Here is a 14,628-nt window from a genome sequence, read left to right on the forward strand (position 1 = left end):
CGAAGGCCCGGATCCGTAAGGATCCGGGCCTTCACCTTGCAGTAGCGGGGACAGGATTTGAACCTGCGACCTCTGGGTTATGAGCCCAGCGAGCTACCGAGCTGCTCCACCCCGCGCCGTTGTGATGTAACCGTACCACGGCGCGAGGGGGCCTCTTGACCACTCACTACTCGGTCTTGTCGGGCTCCGGCTTGTCCGCGTCCGCGCCGCCGTTCTTGTCGGCAGCCTGGTCAGCGTCCTTGTCGCCGTTCTTGTCGGCGCCCTTGTCGGCGTTCTTGTCGGCGGCCTTGTCGTCCTTCTCCTTGGCCTTCGCCGAGGCCTCCTCGGCCCGCTCCAGAGCCTCCTGGAGGCGGTCCTGCGCCTCGCCGTACTCCTTCCAGTTGTTCTCCTTCATGGCCGCCTCACCCTCCTCGAAGGCCTTCTGGGCGTCGTCGAGCGCGTCCTGGACCGTCGGGTCGCTCGTCTTCGGGGGCTTGGGCGGCTCGTCACCGCCCGGATCCTCGGCCGGTGGCTTGGTGGCCCCCTCGGCACTGAAGACCTGGTTGAGGCCCTCGCTGAGGGAGTCCGCGAAGGCGGTCTCCGTGCCGTACGACACAGCGACCTTCTTCAGGAGGGGATACGCCGACTTGCGTCCCTGTACGTAGACGGGCTCGACGTACAGGAAGCCGTCGTCCAGTGGCACGGTCAGCAGATTGCCGTAGAGGACGTCGGAGTCGGCGCCCTTCATGTCACGGACGAAGTTGCCGACTTCCGTCATGGAGTTCAGCTTGTTCTGCACCTGTTCGGGACCGTCGACGTCGCCGCGGACTCTGAGCAGCTGCATCTTTCCGTAGTTCGCGCTTCTGGCATCGGCGTCGACCGTCATGAAGGCCCGTAGGTTGGGCCGCTCGCTCGGGGTGAACGTCGTCGTCAGGGAGAACTGCTGCTGCGTCTGGCCCGGCGACTTCAGGGACAGGTAGTACGGCGGGACCGCACTGTCGTCCTTCTTCGTCGGGTCGTTCGGCACCTGCCACGCGTCACTCGCGTTGTAGAACTGGCCGGGGTCCGTGACGTGGTACTTCGTCAGCAGTTCGCGCTGGACCTTGAACATGTCCTGCGGGTAGCGCAGGTGGTCCATCAGCTTCGGCGGGATGTCGCTCTTGTCCTTGACGGTGCCCGGGAAAGCCTTCTTCCAGGTCTTCAGGACCGGGTCCTTGTCGTCCCAGGTGTAGAGCTTGACGTCACCGGTGTACGCGTCGACGGTCGCCTTCACCGAGTTCCGGATGTAGTTGACCTGGTTCTGCTGGGCGATCACCGTGCGCTGGCTGTCGGCCTGCGACAGGGAGTCGGCGGTGGTGTCACCGAGCGTCGTCCGCGAGGCGTACGGATAGCCGTTGCTGGTCGTGTAGGCGTCGACGACCCACTGGATGCGGCCGTCGACGACCGTCGGATAGACGTCGCCGTCGATGGTCAGCCACGGGGCCACCGCCTCGACGCGCTCCTTCGGAGTGCGGTTGTAGAGAATCCGTGATCCCTCGCCGATGGCTCCGGAGTACAGGATCTGCGGCTCTCCGAAGGACACCGCGTACGCCGCGCGGTTGATCGGGTTGGAGAGGTTGACGCCGCTGTCGCCCTTGTAGCTGTAGGTCTTCTGACCGCCGCCGTCCTCTTCGTAGTCGAGCTCCTTCTGGGGCCCGCCCACGATCGAGTACTGGCTCGTCTTCTCGCCGTAGTAGATCCGCTGCTCGTACTCACCGATGGTGCCGTTGGTGGGCAGGCCGGACTCGGTGAACGCGGGGGCACCCTTGGAGCCCGGCTTGGTCTCCGTGCCCTTGGCGGCGACCGCTCCATAGCCGTGGGTGTAGGCGAAGTGGTCGTTGATCCAGTTCCGCTTGTCGAGCTTGTTCACGTTCAGCTCGCGCAGGCCGATGATGGTGTCCTGGCCGTTGTAGCGGTCGACGTCCAGCGTCTTCGGGAACTGGTAGTAGCTGCGCTCCTGCTCCAGCTGCTGGAAGGTCGGCGAGACGATGTTCGGGTCGTTCAGCCGGTAGTTGGCCGCCGTGTCCGCGTCCTCGCGCTTCTTCTTCGAGTCCTCGTCGACCTTGCCCGCGCCCTTGTAGTCCTGCGGCTTCACACCGTTGATGCCGTAGGCGTGGCGGGTGGCCTCGATGTTCTTCTCGATGTACGGCGCTTCCTTGGCCTGCTCGTTCGGCTGGACCTGGAACTTCTGGACGATCGCGGGGTAGAGCCCGCCGATGAGGATCGCCGAGAGCACCATCAGGCCGAAGCCGATGACCGGCAGCTGCCAGGTGCGCCGCCACAGCGTGGCGAAGAAGAGGATGGCGCAGATGACGGCGATGCAGAACAGGATCGTCTTCGCCGGCAGGTACGCGTTCGCGTCGACGTACCGCAGTCCCGTCCAGTTGCCCGTGGCCTTGAAGTCACTGGACTTCACCGCGAGGCCGTACCGGTCGAGCCAGTACGCGATCGCCTTGAGCGAGACGAAGACGCCGAGCAGCACCGAGAGATGCCCGGTGGCCGCGGCGGTGGCGCGCGCCCCGGGGCTGGTGATCCGCAGCCCGCCGTACAGGTAGTGCGTCAGGGCGGCGGCGACCAGGGAGAGCACGGTGGCCGCGAAGCCGAAGCCCAGCAGGAAGCGGTACCAGGGCAGGTCGAACGCGAAGAACGCCACGTCCATGTGGAACTGGGGGTCCTTCTGACCGAAGGGCACGCCGTTGACCCACAGGAGCCAGGTGCGCCACTGTCCCGCGGCGGACGCCCCCGCGATCAGCCCGACCAGGGCGGTGACCCCGATGAGCAGCCACTTCTTGTAGGGGGCGATGCCCATGCGGTACCGGTCGAGGCTCTGCTGCTCCATCGACATGGCACTCAGCGGCGGGCGCAGCCGGTGCGCCAGCCAGATGTTCACCCCGACTGCGACCGCCATGAGGAGGCCGAAGACGAAGAACAGGCCGATCTTTGTCGACAGGGTCGTCGTGAAGACCGATGAGTACTTGACCGAGCGGTACCACAGCCAGTCCGTCCAGAACCCCGAGAACATGACGAAGGCCATGGCCAGTACGGCAAGGACCCCCAGTGTCATGAGCAGGGTCCGGACGCGCCGGGAGGGTCGGCCCACTCTGATCCGTGGCCCGGTCGGGCCTCCGCCGCGGTCCGGCATCTGGAAAGCCAAGGTGCGCACCTCGAAGTTCGCTGTTGATTCGGTGTTGATTCGCTGTTGGTCCGTCAGGCCCCGGAGATCGTGGAGCCACACCTATGCAACTTACCTACGCTTTACTCGGTTCCCGTTTCTCGGGACTAACGAGGCAGGATTGTGACCATGTCCAACACTCCCATGGCAGCGAGCCCCCTCACCCGGGCGGTACTCGAGATCGACGAGTACGTATCCGGCCTCGGCTGGGACCGGCCCGCCCGCCTCTTCGCGCTGGTCGACACGGCGCGACTGCGTACCCAAGAACCCGGCCTCGCCTCCCAGCTCGGCCTCGACGACGGCGTGGAGCACGCCGGCCTGACCCCCATCGAGCAGGAGGAGATCCCCGCGGACAAACCGCTGGACGAGTTCCTCGGCACCATCGCGTGGCCGGACGCGGTGGCGGGCTGCGCCCTCACGGTGGAGCGTCTGATGCTGCCGCCGTCCGCCGAGGCGACCGTCCCGGACGGTCTCGGTGAGGCGCAGCTCGCGAAGTGGGTGGCCGAGCACCCGGACCGTCAGGAGGTCCGTATGACGGTCGCGGTGCTCCGTGACGGTGCGCGTGAGTCCGCGCTGCGGCTGCGCGAGAAGGACTCGCCGACCGAGGTCCTCACCGGCTCGGACCTGGTGCCGGGCCTGGCCGAGGCGCTCGCGGCGACGTTCGCGTAACGGTTCGTCGTACTCCGTTCTGTACGCGGGTGGGTGCCCCCACCCGCGTACAGCTGTCTCAGGGCGCTTCCGGGCCGACTAGCTCGCGCTGCATTTCGGCAGGTCGTCGGTGTTGCCCTTGCGGATCTTCTCCAGGGACTTCGCGGCGTCGGCGATGGTGTCCACCTTGACGAGCGTGAGCCCGTCGGGGACGTCCTCGGCAGCGGCCGCGCAGTTACCCTTCGGCGTGAGGAAGTACTCGGCGCCCTTGTCGCGCGCGCCGACGGTCTTCATCTCGATGCCGCCGATCGGTCCGACCTTGCCGTTGTCCTCGATGGTGCCCGTACCGGCCACGAACTTGCCGCCGGTGAGGTCCTCGGGGGTCAGCTTGTCGACGATGCCGAGGGCGAACATCAGGCCGGCGCTGGGGCCGCCCACGTCGGCCAGCTTGATGTCGATCGTGAACGGGAAGGTGTGGTCGGTGCCCGCCTTGATGCCGACGACCGCACGGTCGGCGTCGTCCTCCGCGCCCTTCGTCGTGATCTTGATGTCCTCGGTCCTGGTCGGTTCCTTGCCCGCCTTCTCGGCGGCTGCCGCGACCTTGACCGGGACGATCGTGAACGTGACGGTGTCGCCGGGCTTGTGATCGGTGACGAGCTTCGCGACGTCCGTCATCTCCTTGACGGGCTTGCCGTCCACCTTGCGGATGACGTCGCCCGCGTGCAGCTTGCCCTCCGCCGGGTCGCCCTTGATGACGGTGGAGACGATGACCTGGGACTTCACCGGGATGTCCAGCTGCCTGAGCGCGGCGACCTTGGCGCTCTCCTGCGACTGGCTGAATTCCTCGGCGTTCTCCTGGGAGGACTGCTGCTCGGTCTTGCCGTCCGGGTAGAGCGTGTCGTGCGGCACCACGATGTTGTCGTGCGCCAGCCAGCCGTAGACGGCCTCCGCCAGGTTCAGGTTGTAGTTGGCGCTGGTGACCCTGACCGTCGTCATGTTGAGGTTGCCGGTCGTGGGATACGTCTTGCGTCCGGAGATCTGCAGCACCGGTTCGCCGTCGTGGTCGCCGAGGGTGTTCACCGTGGGCCCGGGAGACATCTCCGAGTACGGCACTTTGATGAGTACCCCGGCGCAGAGCAGCGCGATCAGCATCAAGGTGGAGGCGAGCATCGTCGCGGTGCGGCGTGGCATGGAACGACAGTACGGGACCTGCCTGTGAGGGCACCCCCGGGGCCGGTCCGTCCGGGGGCTTCACGTCCCGGTGCGGGACTTCTCCATCGCCTCGCGGAAGGCCGCGTAGCCGTTCAGCTCATGGTTGTCACCCGTACGGCCGGACTTGCGGTTGCGGGCGGCCCAGCTGCCCCACAGACCCGCACCGACGGCTGCCAGGAGCGGAATCAGCAACCAGGCAAGTGATGCCATGTCGACCTCCCGACCCCATGAGCCACCGCAACTGACTGATCAGCAGATTAACCATCCACATGGCCAACGCTCACGGCAGGGGTCCGGTTACGCAACCGGAGCGCCTGTCACACGGTGAGGCGCTACGCGCCCACCCATTCGTCCTTGCCGTCGGAGAAGCGCTGGTGCTTCCAGATCGGCACCTCGTGCTTGAGGTCGTCGATCAGCATGCGGCAGGCGTCGAACGCTTCGGCGCGGTGCGGACAGGAGACGGCCACGACCACCGCGAGATCCCCGACGGCGAGGTCCCCGACGCGGTGCACAGCGGCAAGGGCACGCACCGGGAACCGGGCGACGACCTTCTCCGCCACCCGGCGCATCTCGGCCTCGGCGGTGGGGTGGGTCGAGTACCCCAGCTCGTCGACGTCCGCTCCGCCGTCGTGGTTGCGCACGGTCCCCACGAAGAGCGCCGTGCCGCCCGCCGCGTCGTCGCCGACGGCCTGGAAGACCTCGTCCAGGGAGAGCGGGGTGTCACGGATCGCGAGGAGGCGGATCGGGTCCTGCGCGGCCTGCTCGCCGGGGTGGTCCATCGTGGTGCGTGCCATGCGGCCATGGTGCCGCACGGCACGGGCATCGCGGAATAGACCTTTCGCCCGGCACGCGCGCGTGTCGCCTTGGAGCTCCCTACAGGGCTGCCCACGGGACGACGACGGCGCGTCTCAGATCCTCCGCCGCGCCTTCCGCGCCCTGCGCACCACCGCCGCCGCGCCCAGCAGCGCGACCGTCGCGCCCGCGGCGCCCGCGGCCGTCGCGTCCTTGCGTCCGAGCCGCCGGCCGGCCACGGTGCGCCGCCCGGAGACCTCCTCGAGCAGTTCCGAGAGGACTTCCTCGTTGGTCCACTGCGGCCGCCACCCGGCGTCGTGCAGCCTGCTGACGCTGACCACCCAGGGGTACATCGTGTACGCGAGGTCACCGGCGGGGGACGGCGTGAGGCCGATGCGGTGCAGCCGGGCGGCGGCGCCGAGCGCGACCGTCGAGGGCAGTTCCATGCGCCGGATTCCGCTGAGCTCCTCGACCTCCTCCTGCTCCAGCCAGCCGTCACAGCCGACGGCCAGCTCGCCGTCGACCTTCTCCAGGACGGCGTGCTCCAGAGCGCTGCACAGGTCCTCGACGTGGCAGAACTGCCAGGCGGGACGCGAACCCGCCACCACGAGGAGCCGGGGCGACTCGAAGTAGCGCGTGAGGGCCGTGTCCGTGCCGCCGACCAGGATCGCGGGCCGTACGACGGTGACGTTGAGGCCGGGGTGCGCGCGGGGCGCCCTGCGGGCGAGACGCTCCACCTCCAGGAGGTCCCCGACACCGGTGGCCTCGGCGGTGGCGCGCAGTTCGGCGTCTTCGGAGAGGGGCAGTTCGTTGTCGGGCAGCGCTCCGTAGACCATCGCCGACGTGCAGAGCACGACCCGGTGCACGCCCGCGGCCGCGGCCGCCGTCAGCACGGTCTGGGTGCCGCGTACGTTGTACGCGGTGCGGGCCGCGCCGTCGGTCTCCAGGTCGAGATCGAGCGCCAGGTGCACCACGACGTCCGCCCCGCGCAGCTTCTCCGCGATGGCCGGATCCCGTACGTCCAGGATGTGCCACTGCGCCTGGGTGCAGTCGCCCCGGCGCTCGTCGATGGCGATGACCTGCTTGATCGCCTCCGACGCCGCGAGGCGCTCGGTCAGCAGCGCGCCCACACCGGAGGCGGCGCCGGTGACGGCGACTACGGGCCCTCGGACGGGCGCGGGGGTTGAGGGGTTTCGCGCTGCGCGAACCTGTGGATCTGGGGAACTCACCGGGCGTCTCCAGCGGTTGTCTTCAGTACGTACGTGTATGACGCGTACGTACCAGGTGGCATCCATCCTGCCGCAGGCCATGAGTCGGCGAAGCACCGAGGCTCGAACCCGTCACGGTGTCTACGCTGGGTGGTGTTGTAGGGCAGCCGCCGCCGGAACGATACCGGCGGCCTGACGAGCCGAGGAATCCCGTGAGTGACACCCCATTCGGATTCGGCCTTCCGCCGGAGGAGCCGGAAGACGGCGACGAGGGCAAGAAGAAGGAATCCCCTGGAGAGGGACAGCGCGGGGGACAGGGCGCCGGTGGCCCCGCGAACCCGTTCGGTTTCGGGGGCTTCCCCGGAGCAGGCGGTCCCGGCGGCGGCGACAATCCGTTCGCCGCGATGTTCGGTTCGATGAACCCGAACGACCTGGGTGCCGCGTTCCAGCAGCTCGGCCAGATGCTCTCGTACGAGGGCGGCCCGGTGAACTGGGACATGGCCAAGGACATCGCCCGCCAGACCGTGTCCCAGGGCACGGCGGACGGCACCAAGGACGCCAGCGTCGGCCCCGGCGAGCGCTCCGCCGTCGAGGAGGCCGTTCGCCTGGCCGACCTGTGGCTGGACGACGCGACGTCGCTGCCGTCCGGGTCCGGCACGGCCGTGGCGTGGAGCCGCGCCGAGTGGGTCGAGGCGACCCTGCCGGTCTGGAAGGAACTCGTCGACCCGGTGGCCGAGCGTGTCGGCCTGGCCATGGGCGATGTGCTGCCCGAGGAGATGCAGGCCATGGCGGGCCCGCTGATCGGCATGATGCGCTCCATGGGCGGCGCCATGTTCGGCCAGCAGATCGGCCAGGCCGTGGGCGTGCTCGCCGGAGAGGTCGTCGGCTCCACCGACATCGGCCTGCCGCTCGGCCCGTCCGGCAAGGCCGCGCTGCTCCCGGTGAACATCGAGGCCTTCGGCAAGGACCTGGGCATCGACAAGAACGAGGTGCGGCTCTACCTGGCGTTGCGCGAGGCCGCCCACCAGCGGCTCTTCGCCCACGTCCCGTGGCTGCGCTCGCACCTGTTCGGCGCCGTCGAGGGATACGCCCGCGGGATCAAGGTCGACACGGCCAAGCTGGAGGACGTCGTCGGCCAGCTCGACCCGCAGAATCCGGAGCAGCTGCAGGAGGCGCTCCAGCAGGGCATGTTCCAGCCGGAGGACACTCCCGCCCAGAAGGCCGCTCTGGCCCGCCTGGAGACGGCTCTCGCGCTCGTCGAGGGCTGGGTGGACGCCGTGGTGCACGCCGCCGCCAAGCCCCGCCTGTCGTCCGCCGACGCCCTCCGGGAGACGCTGCGCCGCCGCCGTGCGACGGGCGGCCCCGCGGAGCAGACGTTCGCCACGCTGATCGGCCTGGAGCTGCGCCCGCGCCGCCTGCGGGACGCCTCGCGCCTGTGGGCCTCGCTCACGGACGCGCGCGGGGTCGACGGCCGCGACGGCCTCTGGGAGCACCCCGACATGCTGCCGACGGCATCCGACCTGGACGACCCGGACGGCTTCGTCCACCGCGAGCAGATGGACTTCTCCGAGCTGGACAAGATGCTCGGCGAGGCGGCGGGCGGCTCCACCAAGCCGGACCTCAAGAAGGACACCGAGGGCAACGACGGCGACGACGACGGCAAGGACGAAGACGGCAAGTGAGTCTTCATGACGACGCGGTCCTCGTACTGAAGGGTTACGAGGACCAGGAAGAGCTGCGCCAGTACTACCTGGACCACCTGGCCGCCCACCCCGAGAACGGCATGTGGAAGGCCTGCACGGACGGGCACGTGACCGCCAGCGCGCTGGTCGTCGACCCCTCGCGCGGGCGCGTGCTGCTGACGCTGCACAGGAAGCTGCAGATGTGGCTCCAGATGGGCGGCCACTGCGAGCCGGGTGACCCGACCCTGGCCGCGGCGGCGCTGCGCGAGGCCACGGAGGAATCGGGTGTGACAGGCCTGACGCTTCTCCCGGGCGGCCCGGTCCGCCTCGACCGGCACCCGATCCCGGGCCCGTGCACGCAGCACCTCGACGTGCAGTACGCGGCACTCGCCCCGTCCGACGCCGTCGAGGCGATCAGCGACGAGTCCCTCGACCTGCGCTGGTTCGCGTACGACGAGGTGGCGGGGGTGGCGGACGAGTCGGTCGTACGTCTCGTAGAGGCGACGCGCGCCAGGCTCTGACCGCATGCGTAAGGGGCGTCCGCCATGTCGGACGTCCCTTACGCATGAGAGATGGCGCGTCCGGACTAACTCCAGACGTTGCCCTGATTCTGCCCGCGGGCGCCCTGCTGGCCCACGCCGAACTGTGCCCCGGCGCCCCGCCCGATGACCGCGTTCTGGGGCGGCAGCATCTCGCTGGGCTGGACGAGGGCGTACCCCTGGCCCATGAAGCTCAGCTCCCAGCCCTCACCCGTGTTGCCGCGGCGCCGCCAGACGCCCGAGGAGTGGGTCTGGGCCTGCATCTGGACGCGCAGGCCGTTGGACCACGCGACGATCGCGTCGGCGTCGGCGTTGACGTACCGGTCCGGCGTGACCTGCATCATCAGCGGCTGGCCCGACGTCATCAGGGCGACCTTGCCGCGTCCGTTGATGTTGAGCTGGTACTTGCCCGAGCCGGAGATGCCGTACTGGCTGTCGACGGCGATGACCTGGTGGGTCAGCGACGAGTCCATGGCGAGAACGTAGCTGCTGTCCACGGTCAGGCCGTCCTGGTCCACGTCCACGACGTGGATGTACTGGGCGAGGTTGGCGAGGTAGACCGTGCCTTGGCCGTGGCAGCGCATCAGGTCCAGGCCCTCGCCGGTGTGCGCGCGGGCACGCTGGTTGCCCTGGCTCTGGTACTCGGCGTCGAACTCGATCAGCCCCTGATAGGCGACCATCGCGCCCTTGCGGGCCAGGACGTCGTCGTGGCCCTCCAGGGCGACCCGCAGCAGCTGCGGATTCTGGACGGAGTAACGCTCCTGGGTCTGCTGTTCGGCGTGTGCGAAAAGTGGGCTCTGCATGGTGTGTTGCTCCCCCTCAGCCCCGTGCTCGGAGACGGTCGGTGCTGTCCTCGCTGGGCTGTACGACGACGATGCCCTCTCCGGAGAAGCCCATCTGGTAGGCCTCGCCGCTGCCGCGCCCGATGAGGGAGCCGGCCTTGAAGCTGCGCTTGCCCTTCACCTTGAGGTTCGGGGACCAGGCGATGAGGGCGTCCGGGTCGACGTACGTCTCGTCCTCGCCGCGGCCGCAGTCGACGACGATCGGGGTGCCCCGGGACGTCAGCGCGACCCAGCCCTGACCGGAGATCTTGATGTTCCACAGGCCCTGTCCGGCGAACTTGGCCATGCCCTTGACCCGCTCGACGCCCCACTGGAGGGACGCGTCGAAGGCGAGGAGGTTGGTGCCGTTCACGGAGAGGGAGTCACCCGCAAGGTTGATGACGACGACGTCTGCTCCGTAGTCGGCGAGGTAGAGAAGGCCGTCTCCGGAGCACTTCATCAAGGGGGCGCCCTCGCCGGTCATCCACTCGCGCGCGACCTGGCGGACGGCGGGCGGATTCGGCTCGTACTGCACGAACCCTTCGTAGGCGACCATCGAGCCCACGCGCGCGAGGAGGTCGTTGCCGGTCTGCATGGCCACCTTGACCATGTGGTGGCCGTGGTTCTCCATGCGGGCGGCGACAGGTGCGGGAGCAAAGCCCGCGAGCTGCTGATTCATGACGGGCTCCCTCAGACCTCGTACGGCTGGACGACGATGAAATTGCCGGGCGCGCCACGGAACTGGAGGTTCACGCTCTCCCCCGTGGATCCCGCGTACGCGTTGCTGCGCAGCCGGACCTGGCTGGAAACGATCGCCTGGGCGGCGGCCGACCAGGCGACGACGGCGTGGCAGTCGGCGAAGGTCGTCGGCGTGACGGGCAGCACGACGGGCACGCCGTGGGTCTTCACGATGACCGTGCCGGTGCCCTGGAACTGCATGACGAACAGCGCGCCACCGGGGATGCCGTGGCCCTCGATCCTGCGCACCTCGTGCTGGAGCGTCTCGTCGAAGGCGAGGACGTTCTCCGCCGAAATGCAGATCGCGTCGCCCTGGAGCTCGATGGGGTGCAGGTGGGTGCCTTCCTCTGCGAGGAAGACCTGCCCTCGGCCGGAGCAGCGCATCAGCTGCATCTCCTGGCCGGTGGAGTTGCCCACGATGCGGCCCGCGAAGCCCGCGCCCTTGTAGCTGAACTCGACCTTGCCCTGGTAGAGCACCATGCTGCCCTGGCGGGCGAGGATCGCCTGGTCGGCGACGCCCAGGTCGACGCGGATCAGCTTCTCGTTCTGCTGCGTCCAGCGCTGTCCGGTGGGGGCTTCGCGGTACTTCTGGAGGGCGGCGGCCACACCGGCTCCCTGGGGTGCCGCGCCCTGCGGGGCGACGGGCTGGCCGGGGAACTGGCCGCCGGGGGGCTGCTGCCCGTAGCCGGGCGGGGGCATGGGGGCGGGGGGCTGCTGCCCGTAGCCGGGGGGCATCGGGGGCTGCGGCTGCTGGCCGTAGCCGGGCGGCGGGGGCGCGCTCGGGCCCGGAGCCTGCTGCTGGCCGGGGACCTGCCCGTACGGCGAGGGGGCCGGCGGAGGCGGCACGGCTCCTCCCGGCGGCTGGTTCATCGGGGCCACGACGGTCTGCGCGGCGTGCACCGACGGGGCCACGGGAGCGGGCGCCGGGGTCGGGGGCGGGGTGGCGCCCGGTGGCGGCGCGAAGCTCTGCGCGGGGGCGGGTGCCGGGGCGGGAGCGGGTGCCGGGGGCGGCGTGGCGGCCGCGGGGGCGCCGAACGCGGGCGGCGCGAAGGAGGGCGCGGCGGACTGCGGCTGCGGGGCGGCGGGCTCCTCCTCGGCGACCTCGCCGCCGAAGTTCTTCAGGAGCGCGTCGAGTCCGCCGTCGAAGCCCTGGCCGATCGCGGCGAAGCGCCAGACGTCCTTCATGTAGAAGTCGCCCAGCATGACGGCGCGCTCCGTGGAGAACTCCGCGCCGCTGAAGGCGTAGCGCGCCACTTCCTCGCCGCCCGCGACGATACGGACGTACCCGGAGGCGACCTGCGACATCTGGCCCGCGCCGTCGATCGTGGCCGTGAACGACAGGCGCTGGATCTGCTGCGGGATGCGGTCGAGCGTGACGCGGAAGGACTCGGTGTCGCCCGCCTGCGCGCCCAGGAGCTGGATCGACTCCTCGGGGGACTTCGGCTGGTTGAAGAAGATGAAGTAACGGTCGTCCGAGAGCCGCTCGCTCGCGTCCAGGCCGAAGCAACTGATGTCGAACGTCAGTCCCGGTGCGGAGATCTGTACACCGACGTACAGATCGGTCCCCGCAGTGAGGTCACTGACCTTGGCCTTGTGGCCGCGTTGGAATTCCCTGGCCATACGTAACGACCGTCCCCCATCCCGAATGTGAATACGTCGCGTCAGGCTAACGGCAAAGTCCGACGGCGGGCCAAGCCGGTACAGACCCGCTACACAACCGCGAGATCCGGCGGACGTTCACTCCTCGCGGGCGGCGGGGAGATGGGGCAGCCGACCGGCCGCGACCACCCCCTCGAGGTACCCGCGGGCCCGCTCGGTCCGGGGATAGGCCTCCAGGAGCCGCCAGAAACGCGGGCCGTGGCCGGGGACGAGAAGGTGGGCGAGCTCATGGACGAGCACGTAGTCCACGACGTACTCGGGCATGCCCTGCAGTCGGTGCGAAAGGCGGATGCTGCCCTCGGCCGGAGTGCAGGAACCCCAGCGCGTGTTCTGGTTCGTGACCCAGCGAACGGAGGCCGGTCTGGCCCGGCCGTCGAAGTACTGGTCGGACAGCTGCCCGGCGCGCTCGGCGAGCTCCGCGTCGCCGAGGAGCCGCTTGCTCTCCTGGGCCGCGAGCTTGTCCAGCATCACGTTCACCCAGCGCTGTTCCTCCGCCTCGGACATACGGGCGGGGATGAGGACGACGGTGCGGTCGCCCTCCCGGTACGCGGAGACCGTTCTGCGGCGACGGGCACTCCGTCTGACCTCGACCGCGCTGGCCCCCGCACCGGACGGTGCCGGGCTGGTCGTGCTGCGCTGCGGAGCTCCGGCGCGACGCGCTGAGGTCTCCCCAGCGACGCGAGGGGACGGGTCGGCGGGCACGCCCCGACGTTACCCGCTGGGCATGGGGGAAGTCCCGCCTCCGGGACGGTTCGGCGCTGTTCCGCTCCCCGTCCGTTTGATTAGTACGACGAATACCCACCGCCTGTGGACAACGCGACGCAGGCGTCCGGTGAGGCGGGCATTCTGGCATTCGATCGGCGCGGCGTACGGGACCGCGACGACCGGCCGACGGGGGACGACCATGACGACCGCGACCACCATGACGACTACGGCGACCGGGACGACCGTGACGACTAAGCATCCGATCTTGAAGCCCGCCCTGCGCCGCGGCTGGCGGGATCTGAGCACGGTGCAATTCGGGGTGGCGCCCGCGCACGCCCTGGTGCTCGGCCCGATGGACACGGCGACGAGCAGCTTCCTGACTCTGCTGGACGGCACCCGCGGAGTGCCGCTCCTGCGCGAGGAGGCTCGGCGGATGGGCCTGCCCGACGGGCACGTGGACAGACTCCTGGGCGAGCTCTCGCGGGCCGGCCTGCTCGACGACTCGACGGGAGGCGGCCCTGCGGCCGATTCGCTGCGCGAGCGGGGCGACGTCATGGACCGGCTGCGGGCCGACCTGGCCTCGATGTCGCTCCTGTCGCCCGAGCCGGGCGATGCGATGGCAAAGATCGCGGCGCGCCGGGCCATGCGGGTGCGGGTCCAGGGCGCCGGGCGGGTCGGCGCCGTCGTGGCCTCCGTACTGGCGGGCGCGGGCGTCGGCCGGGTCGATGTGCTGGACGGCGGCCATGTGCAGCCGTGGGACGTCGCACCGGGCGGCCTGCCCGTCGAGTCCGTCGGGGAGCGCAGGGACACGACCGCGCGCCGGATCGTGCGTCTATCGGCACCCGGCCGGCCGCCCCGGCCACCACGGCAGCCCCACCGGTCCACCGAGCCCGAGGGCGAAGCAGGCCTGTCCCTCGTGATCATCGCGCCGAGGGACGGTCTGGACGCGTACGCTCCGGCACCCGCCGCGGCCGAGCAACTGCTCGCGTCCGGCACCCCGCATCTCTACGCCGGAGTGATCGAGGGGACGGGCGTGGTGGGCCCCTTGGTCCTGCCGGGGACGACCGCGTGTGCCGAGTGCTTGTTCCGGCAGCGCGCGGACCGCGACCCCACCTGGCCCCGGATGCTGGCCCAGTGGCGCTCCGCCGGGCATGCGCGCCAGGTGCCCGCGTGCGACCTGGCCCTGTCGACGTCGGTCGCCGGGCTGGCGGCGGGGCACGCTCTCACTTTCCTGGACCGGGGGTCATCGGCCGGTGCGGGGGTGCGGTGGATGGCCTCTGTCCCCGGATTCGAGTGGCACTCGAGCCCGATTTCTCCGCATCCATCATGCTCTTGTGGGGCGGGCGTGTCCGTTAAGGGGGATCGGCCCTCCGCCGGCACGGAGCCGCACGCAACAATGGCCGGGTAACCGCCTGACAAGGCGCGGCTGTCTGG

General features: G+C 69.8%; 14 protein-coding genes and 1 tRNA gene. 5 read left to right on the plus strand and 10 right to left on the minus strand.

Going from position 1 to position 14,628, the window contains the following annotated elements:
- Positions 1 to 42: 42 nt before the first annotated feature.
- Positions 43 to 116: transfer RNA gene (locus AB0N81_RS16780), tRNA-Met, on the minus strand.
- Positions 117 to 166: 50 nt separating this feature from the next.
- Complete coding sequence (locus tag AB0N81_RS16785) at positions 167 to 3,160, minus strand: UPF0182 family protein (protein ID WP_365358984.1); 2,994 nt, start codon at positions 3,158 to 3,160, stop codon at positions 167 to 169.
- Between the two features lie 159 nt (positions 3,161 to 3,319).
- On the opposite strand from AB0N81_RS16785, the gene AB0N81_RS16790 reads away from it, so the two are divergent.
- On the plus strand, positions 3,320 to 3,859 hold the full coding sequence (locus AB0N81_RS16790) for a PPA1309 family protein (protein ID WP_365358784.1): 540 nt from the start codon (positions 3,320 to 3,322) through the stop codon (positions 3,857 to 3,859).
- Between the two features lie 78 nt (positions 3,860 to 3,937).
- On the opposite strand, the gene AB0N81_RS16795 is transcribed toward AB0N81_RS16790, so the two are convergent.
- The 4 genes from AB0N81_RS16795 to AB0N81_RS16810 all read right to left on the minus strand — a co-directional run bounded on the left by AB0N81_RS16795 (position 3,938) and on the right by AB0N81_RS16810 (position 7,071).
- A complete protein-coding gene (locus AB0N81_RS16795; RefSeq protein WP_365358786.1) occupies positions 3,938 to 5,029 on the minus strand; it encodes a PDZ domain-containing protein in 1,092 nt (363 codons plus the stop codon).
- A gap of 60 nt (positions 5,030 to 5,089) precedes the next feature.
- Complete coding sequence (locus AB0N81_RS16800) at positions 5,090 to 5,260, minus strand: hypothetical protein (protein WP_365358788.1); 171 nt, start codon at positions 5,258 to 5,260, stop codon at positions 5,090 to 5,092.
- Positions 5,261 to 5,382: 122 nt separating this feature from the next.
- Entirely contained in the window at positions 5,383 to 5,844 is a 462-nt protein-coding gene (locus tag AB0N81_RS16805) for a molybdenum cofactor biosynthesis protein MoaE (RefSeq protein WP_365358790.1), read from the minus strand.
- 114 nt (positions 5,845 to 5,958) lie between these two features.
- Complete coding sequence (locus tag AB0N81_RS16810) at positions 5,959 to 7,071, minus strand: SDR family oxidoreductase (protein WP_365358792.1); 1,113 nt, start codon at positions 7,069 to 7,071, stop codon at positions 5,959 to 5,961.
- A gap of 191 nt (positions 7,072 to 7,262) precedes the next feature.
- On the opposite strand from AB0N81_RS16810, the gene AB0N81_RS16815 reads away from it, so the two are divergent.
- Complete coding sequence (locus AB0N81_RS16815; RefSeq protein WP_365358794.1) at positions 7,263 to 8,732, plus strand: zinc-dependent metalloprotease; 1,470 nt, start codon at positions 7,263 to 7,265, stop codon at positions 8,730 to 8,732.
- Positions 8,729 to 9,253: an NUDIX hydrolase gene (locus AB0N81_RS16820; RefSeq protein ID WP_365358796.1), complete on the plus strand. Its 525-nt coding sequence runs from the start codon at positions 8,729 to 8,731 to the stop codon at positions 9,251 to 9,253. The genes AB0N81_RS16815 and AB0N81_RS16820 overlap by 4 nt, the downstream gene beginning before the upstream one ends.
- A 65-nt stretch (positions 9,254 to 9,318) precedes the next feature.
- On the opposite strand, the gene AB0N81_RS16825 is transcribed toward AB0N81_RS16820, so the two are convergent.
- The 4 genes from AB0N81_RS16825 to AB0N81_RS16840 form a co-directional block, all read right to left on the minus strand.
- On the minus strand, positions 9,319 to 10,074 hold the full coding sequence (locus AB0N81_RS16825; protein ID WP_365358798.1) for an AIM24 family protein: 756 nt from the start codon (positions 10,072 to 10,074) through the stop codon (positions 9,319 to 9,321).
- Positions 10,075 to 10,090: 16 nt separating this feature from the next.
- A complete protein-coding gene (locus tag AB0N81_RS16830; protein ID WP_365138632.1) occupies positions 10,091 to 10,771 on the minus strand; it encodes an AIM24 family protein in 681 nt (226 codons plus the stop codon).
- Positions 10,772 to 10,782: 11 nt separating this feature from the next.
- Positions 10,783 to 12,450 (minus strand): TerD family protein, encoded by a 1,668-nt coding sequence (locus AB0N81_RS16835; protein ID WP_365358800.1) that lies wholly within the window; start codon positions 12,448 to 12,450, stop codon positions 10,783 to 10,785.
- Positions 12,451 to 12,567: 117 nt separating this feature from the next.
- Complete coding sequence (locus tag AB0N81_RS16840) at positions 12,568 to 13,191, minus strand: M48 family metallopeptidase (RefSeq protein WP_365358802.1); 624 nt, start codon at positions 13,189 to 13,191, stop codon at positions 12,568 to 12,570.
- A gap of 105 nt (positions 13,192 to 13,296) precedes the next feature.
- On the opposite strand from AB0N81_RS16840, the gene AB0N81_RS16845 reads away from it, so the two are divergent.
- Both AB0N81_RS16845 and AB0N81_RS16850 read left to right on the plus strand, forming a co-directional pair.
- Entirely contained in the window at positions 13,297 to 13,449 is a 153-nt protein-coding gene (locus AB0N81_RS16845) for a hypothetical protein (RefSeq protein ID WP_365358804.1), read from the plus strand.
- Positions 13,412 to 14,602 (plus strand): TOMM precursor leader peptide-binding protein, encoded by a 1,191-nt coding sequence (locus tag AB0N81_RS16850; protein WP_365358986.1) that lies wholly within the window; start codon positions 13,412 to 13,414, stop codon positions 14,600 to 14,602. The genes AB0N81_RS16845 and AB0N81_RS16850 overlap by 38 nt, the downstream gene beginning before the upstream one ends.
- Positions 14,603 to 14,628: the final 26 nt, after the last annotated feature.

The organism is Streptomyces sp. NPDC093510 (assembly GCF_040683555.1).
Taxonomy (GTDB): Bacteria; Actinomycetota; Actinomycetes; order Streptomycetales; family Streptomycetaceae; genus Streptomyces.

What these genes read in the sequence shown, in the direction of transcription:
- AB0N81_RS16785 (WP_365358984.1), bottom strand. Translation starts at nt 3,160, where the DNA reads ATGCCGGACCGCGGCGGAGGCCCGACCGGGCCACGGATCAGAGTGGGC.
- AB0N81_RS16790 (WP_365358784.1), top strand. Translation starts at nt 3,320, where the DNA reads ATGTCCAACACTCCCATGGCAGCGAGCCCCCTCACCCGGGCGGTACTC.
- AB0N81_RS16795 (WP_365358786.1), bottom strand. Translation starts at nt 5,029, where the DNA reads ATGCCACGCCGCACCGCGACGATGCTCGCCTCCACCTTGATGCTGATC.
- AB0N81_RS16800 (WP_365358788.1), bottom strand. Translation starts at nt 5,260, where the DNA reads ATGGCATCACTTGCCTGGTTGCTGATTCCGCTCCTGGCAGCCGTCGGT.
- AB0N81_RS16805 (WP_365358790.1), bottom strand. Translation starts at nt 5,844, where the DNA reads ATGGCACGCACCACGATGGACCACCCCGGCGAGCAGGCCGCGCAGGAC.
- AB0N81_RS16825 (WP_365358798.1), bottom strand. Translation starts at nt 10,074, where the DNA reads ATGCAGAGCCCACTTTTCGCACACGCCGAACAGCAGACCCAGGAGCGT.
- AB0N81_RS16830 (WP_365138632.1), bottom strand. Translation starts at nt 10,771, where the DNA reads ATGAATCAGCAGCTCGCGGGCTTTGCTCCCGCACCTGTCGCCGCCCGC.
- AB0N81_RS16835 (WP_365358800.1), bottom strand. Translation starts at nt 12,450, where the DNA reads ATGGCCAGGGAATTCCAACGCGGCCACAAGGCCAAGGTCAGTGACCTC.
- AB0N81_RS16850 (WP_365358986.1), top strand. Translation starts at nt 13,412, where the DNA reads ATGACGACTACGGCGACCGGGACGACCGTGACGACTAAGCATCCGATC.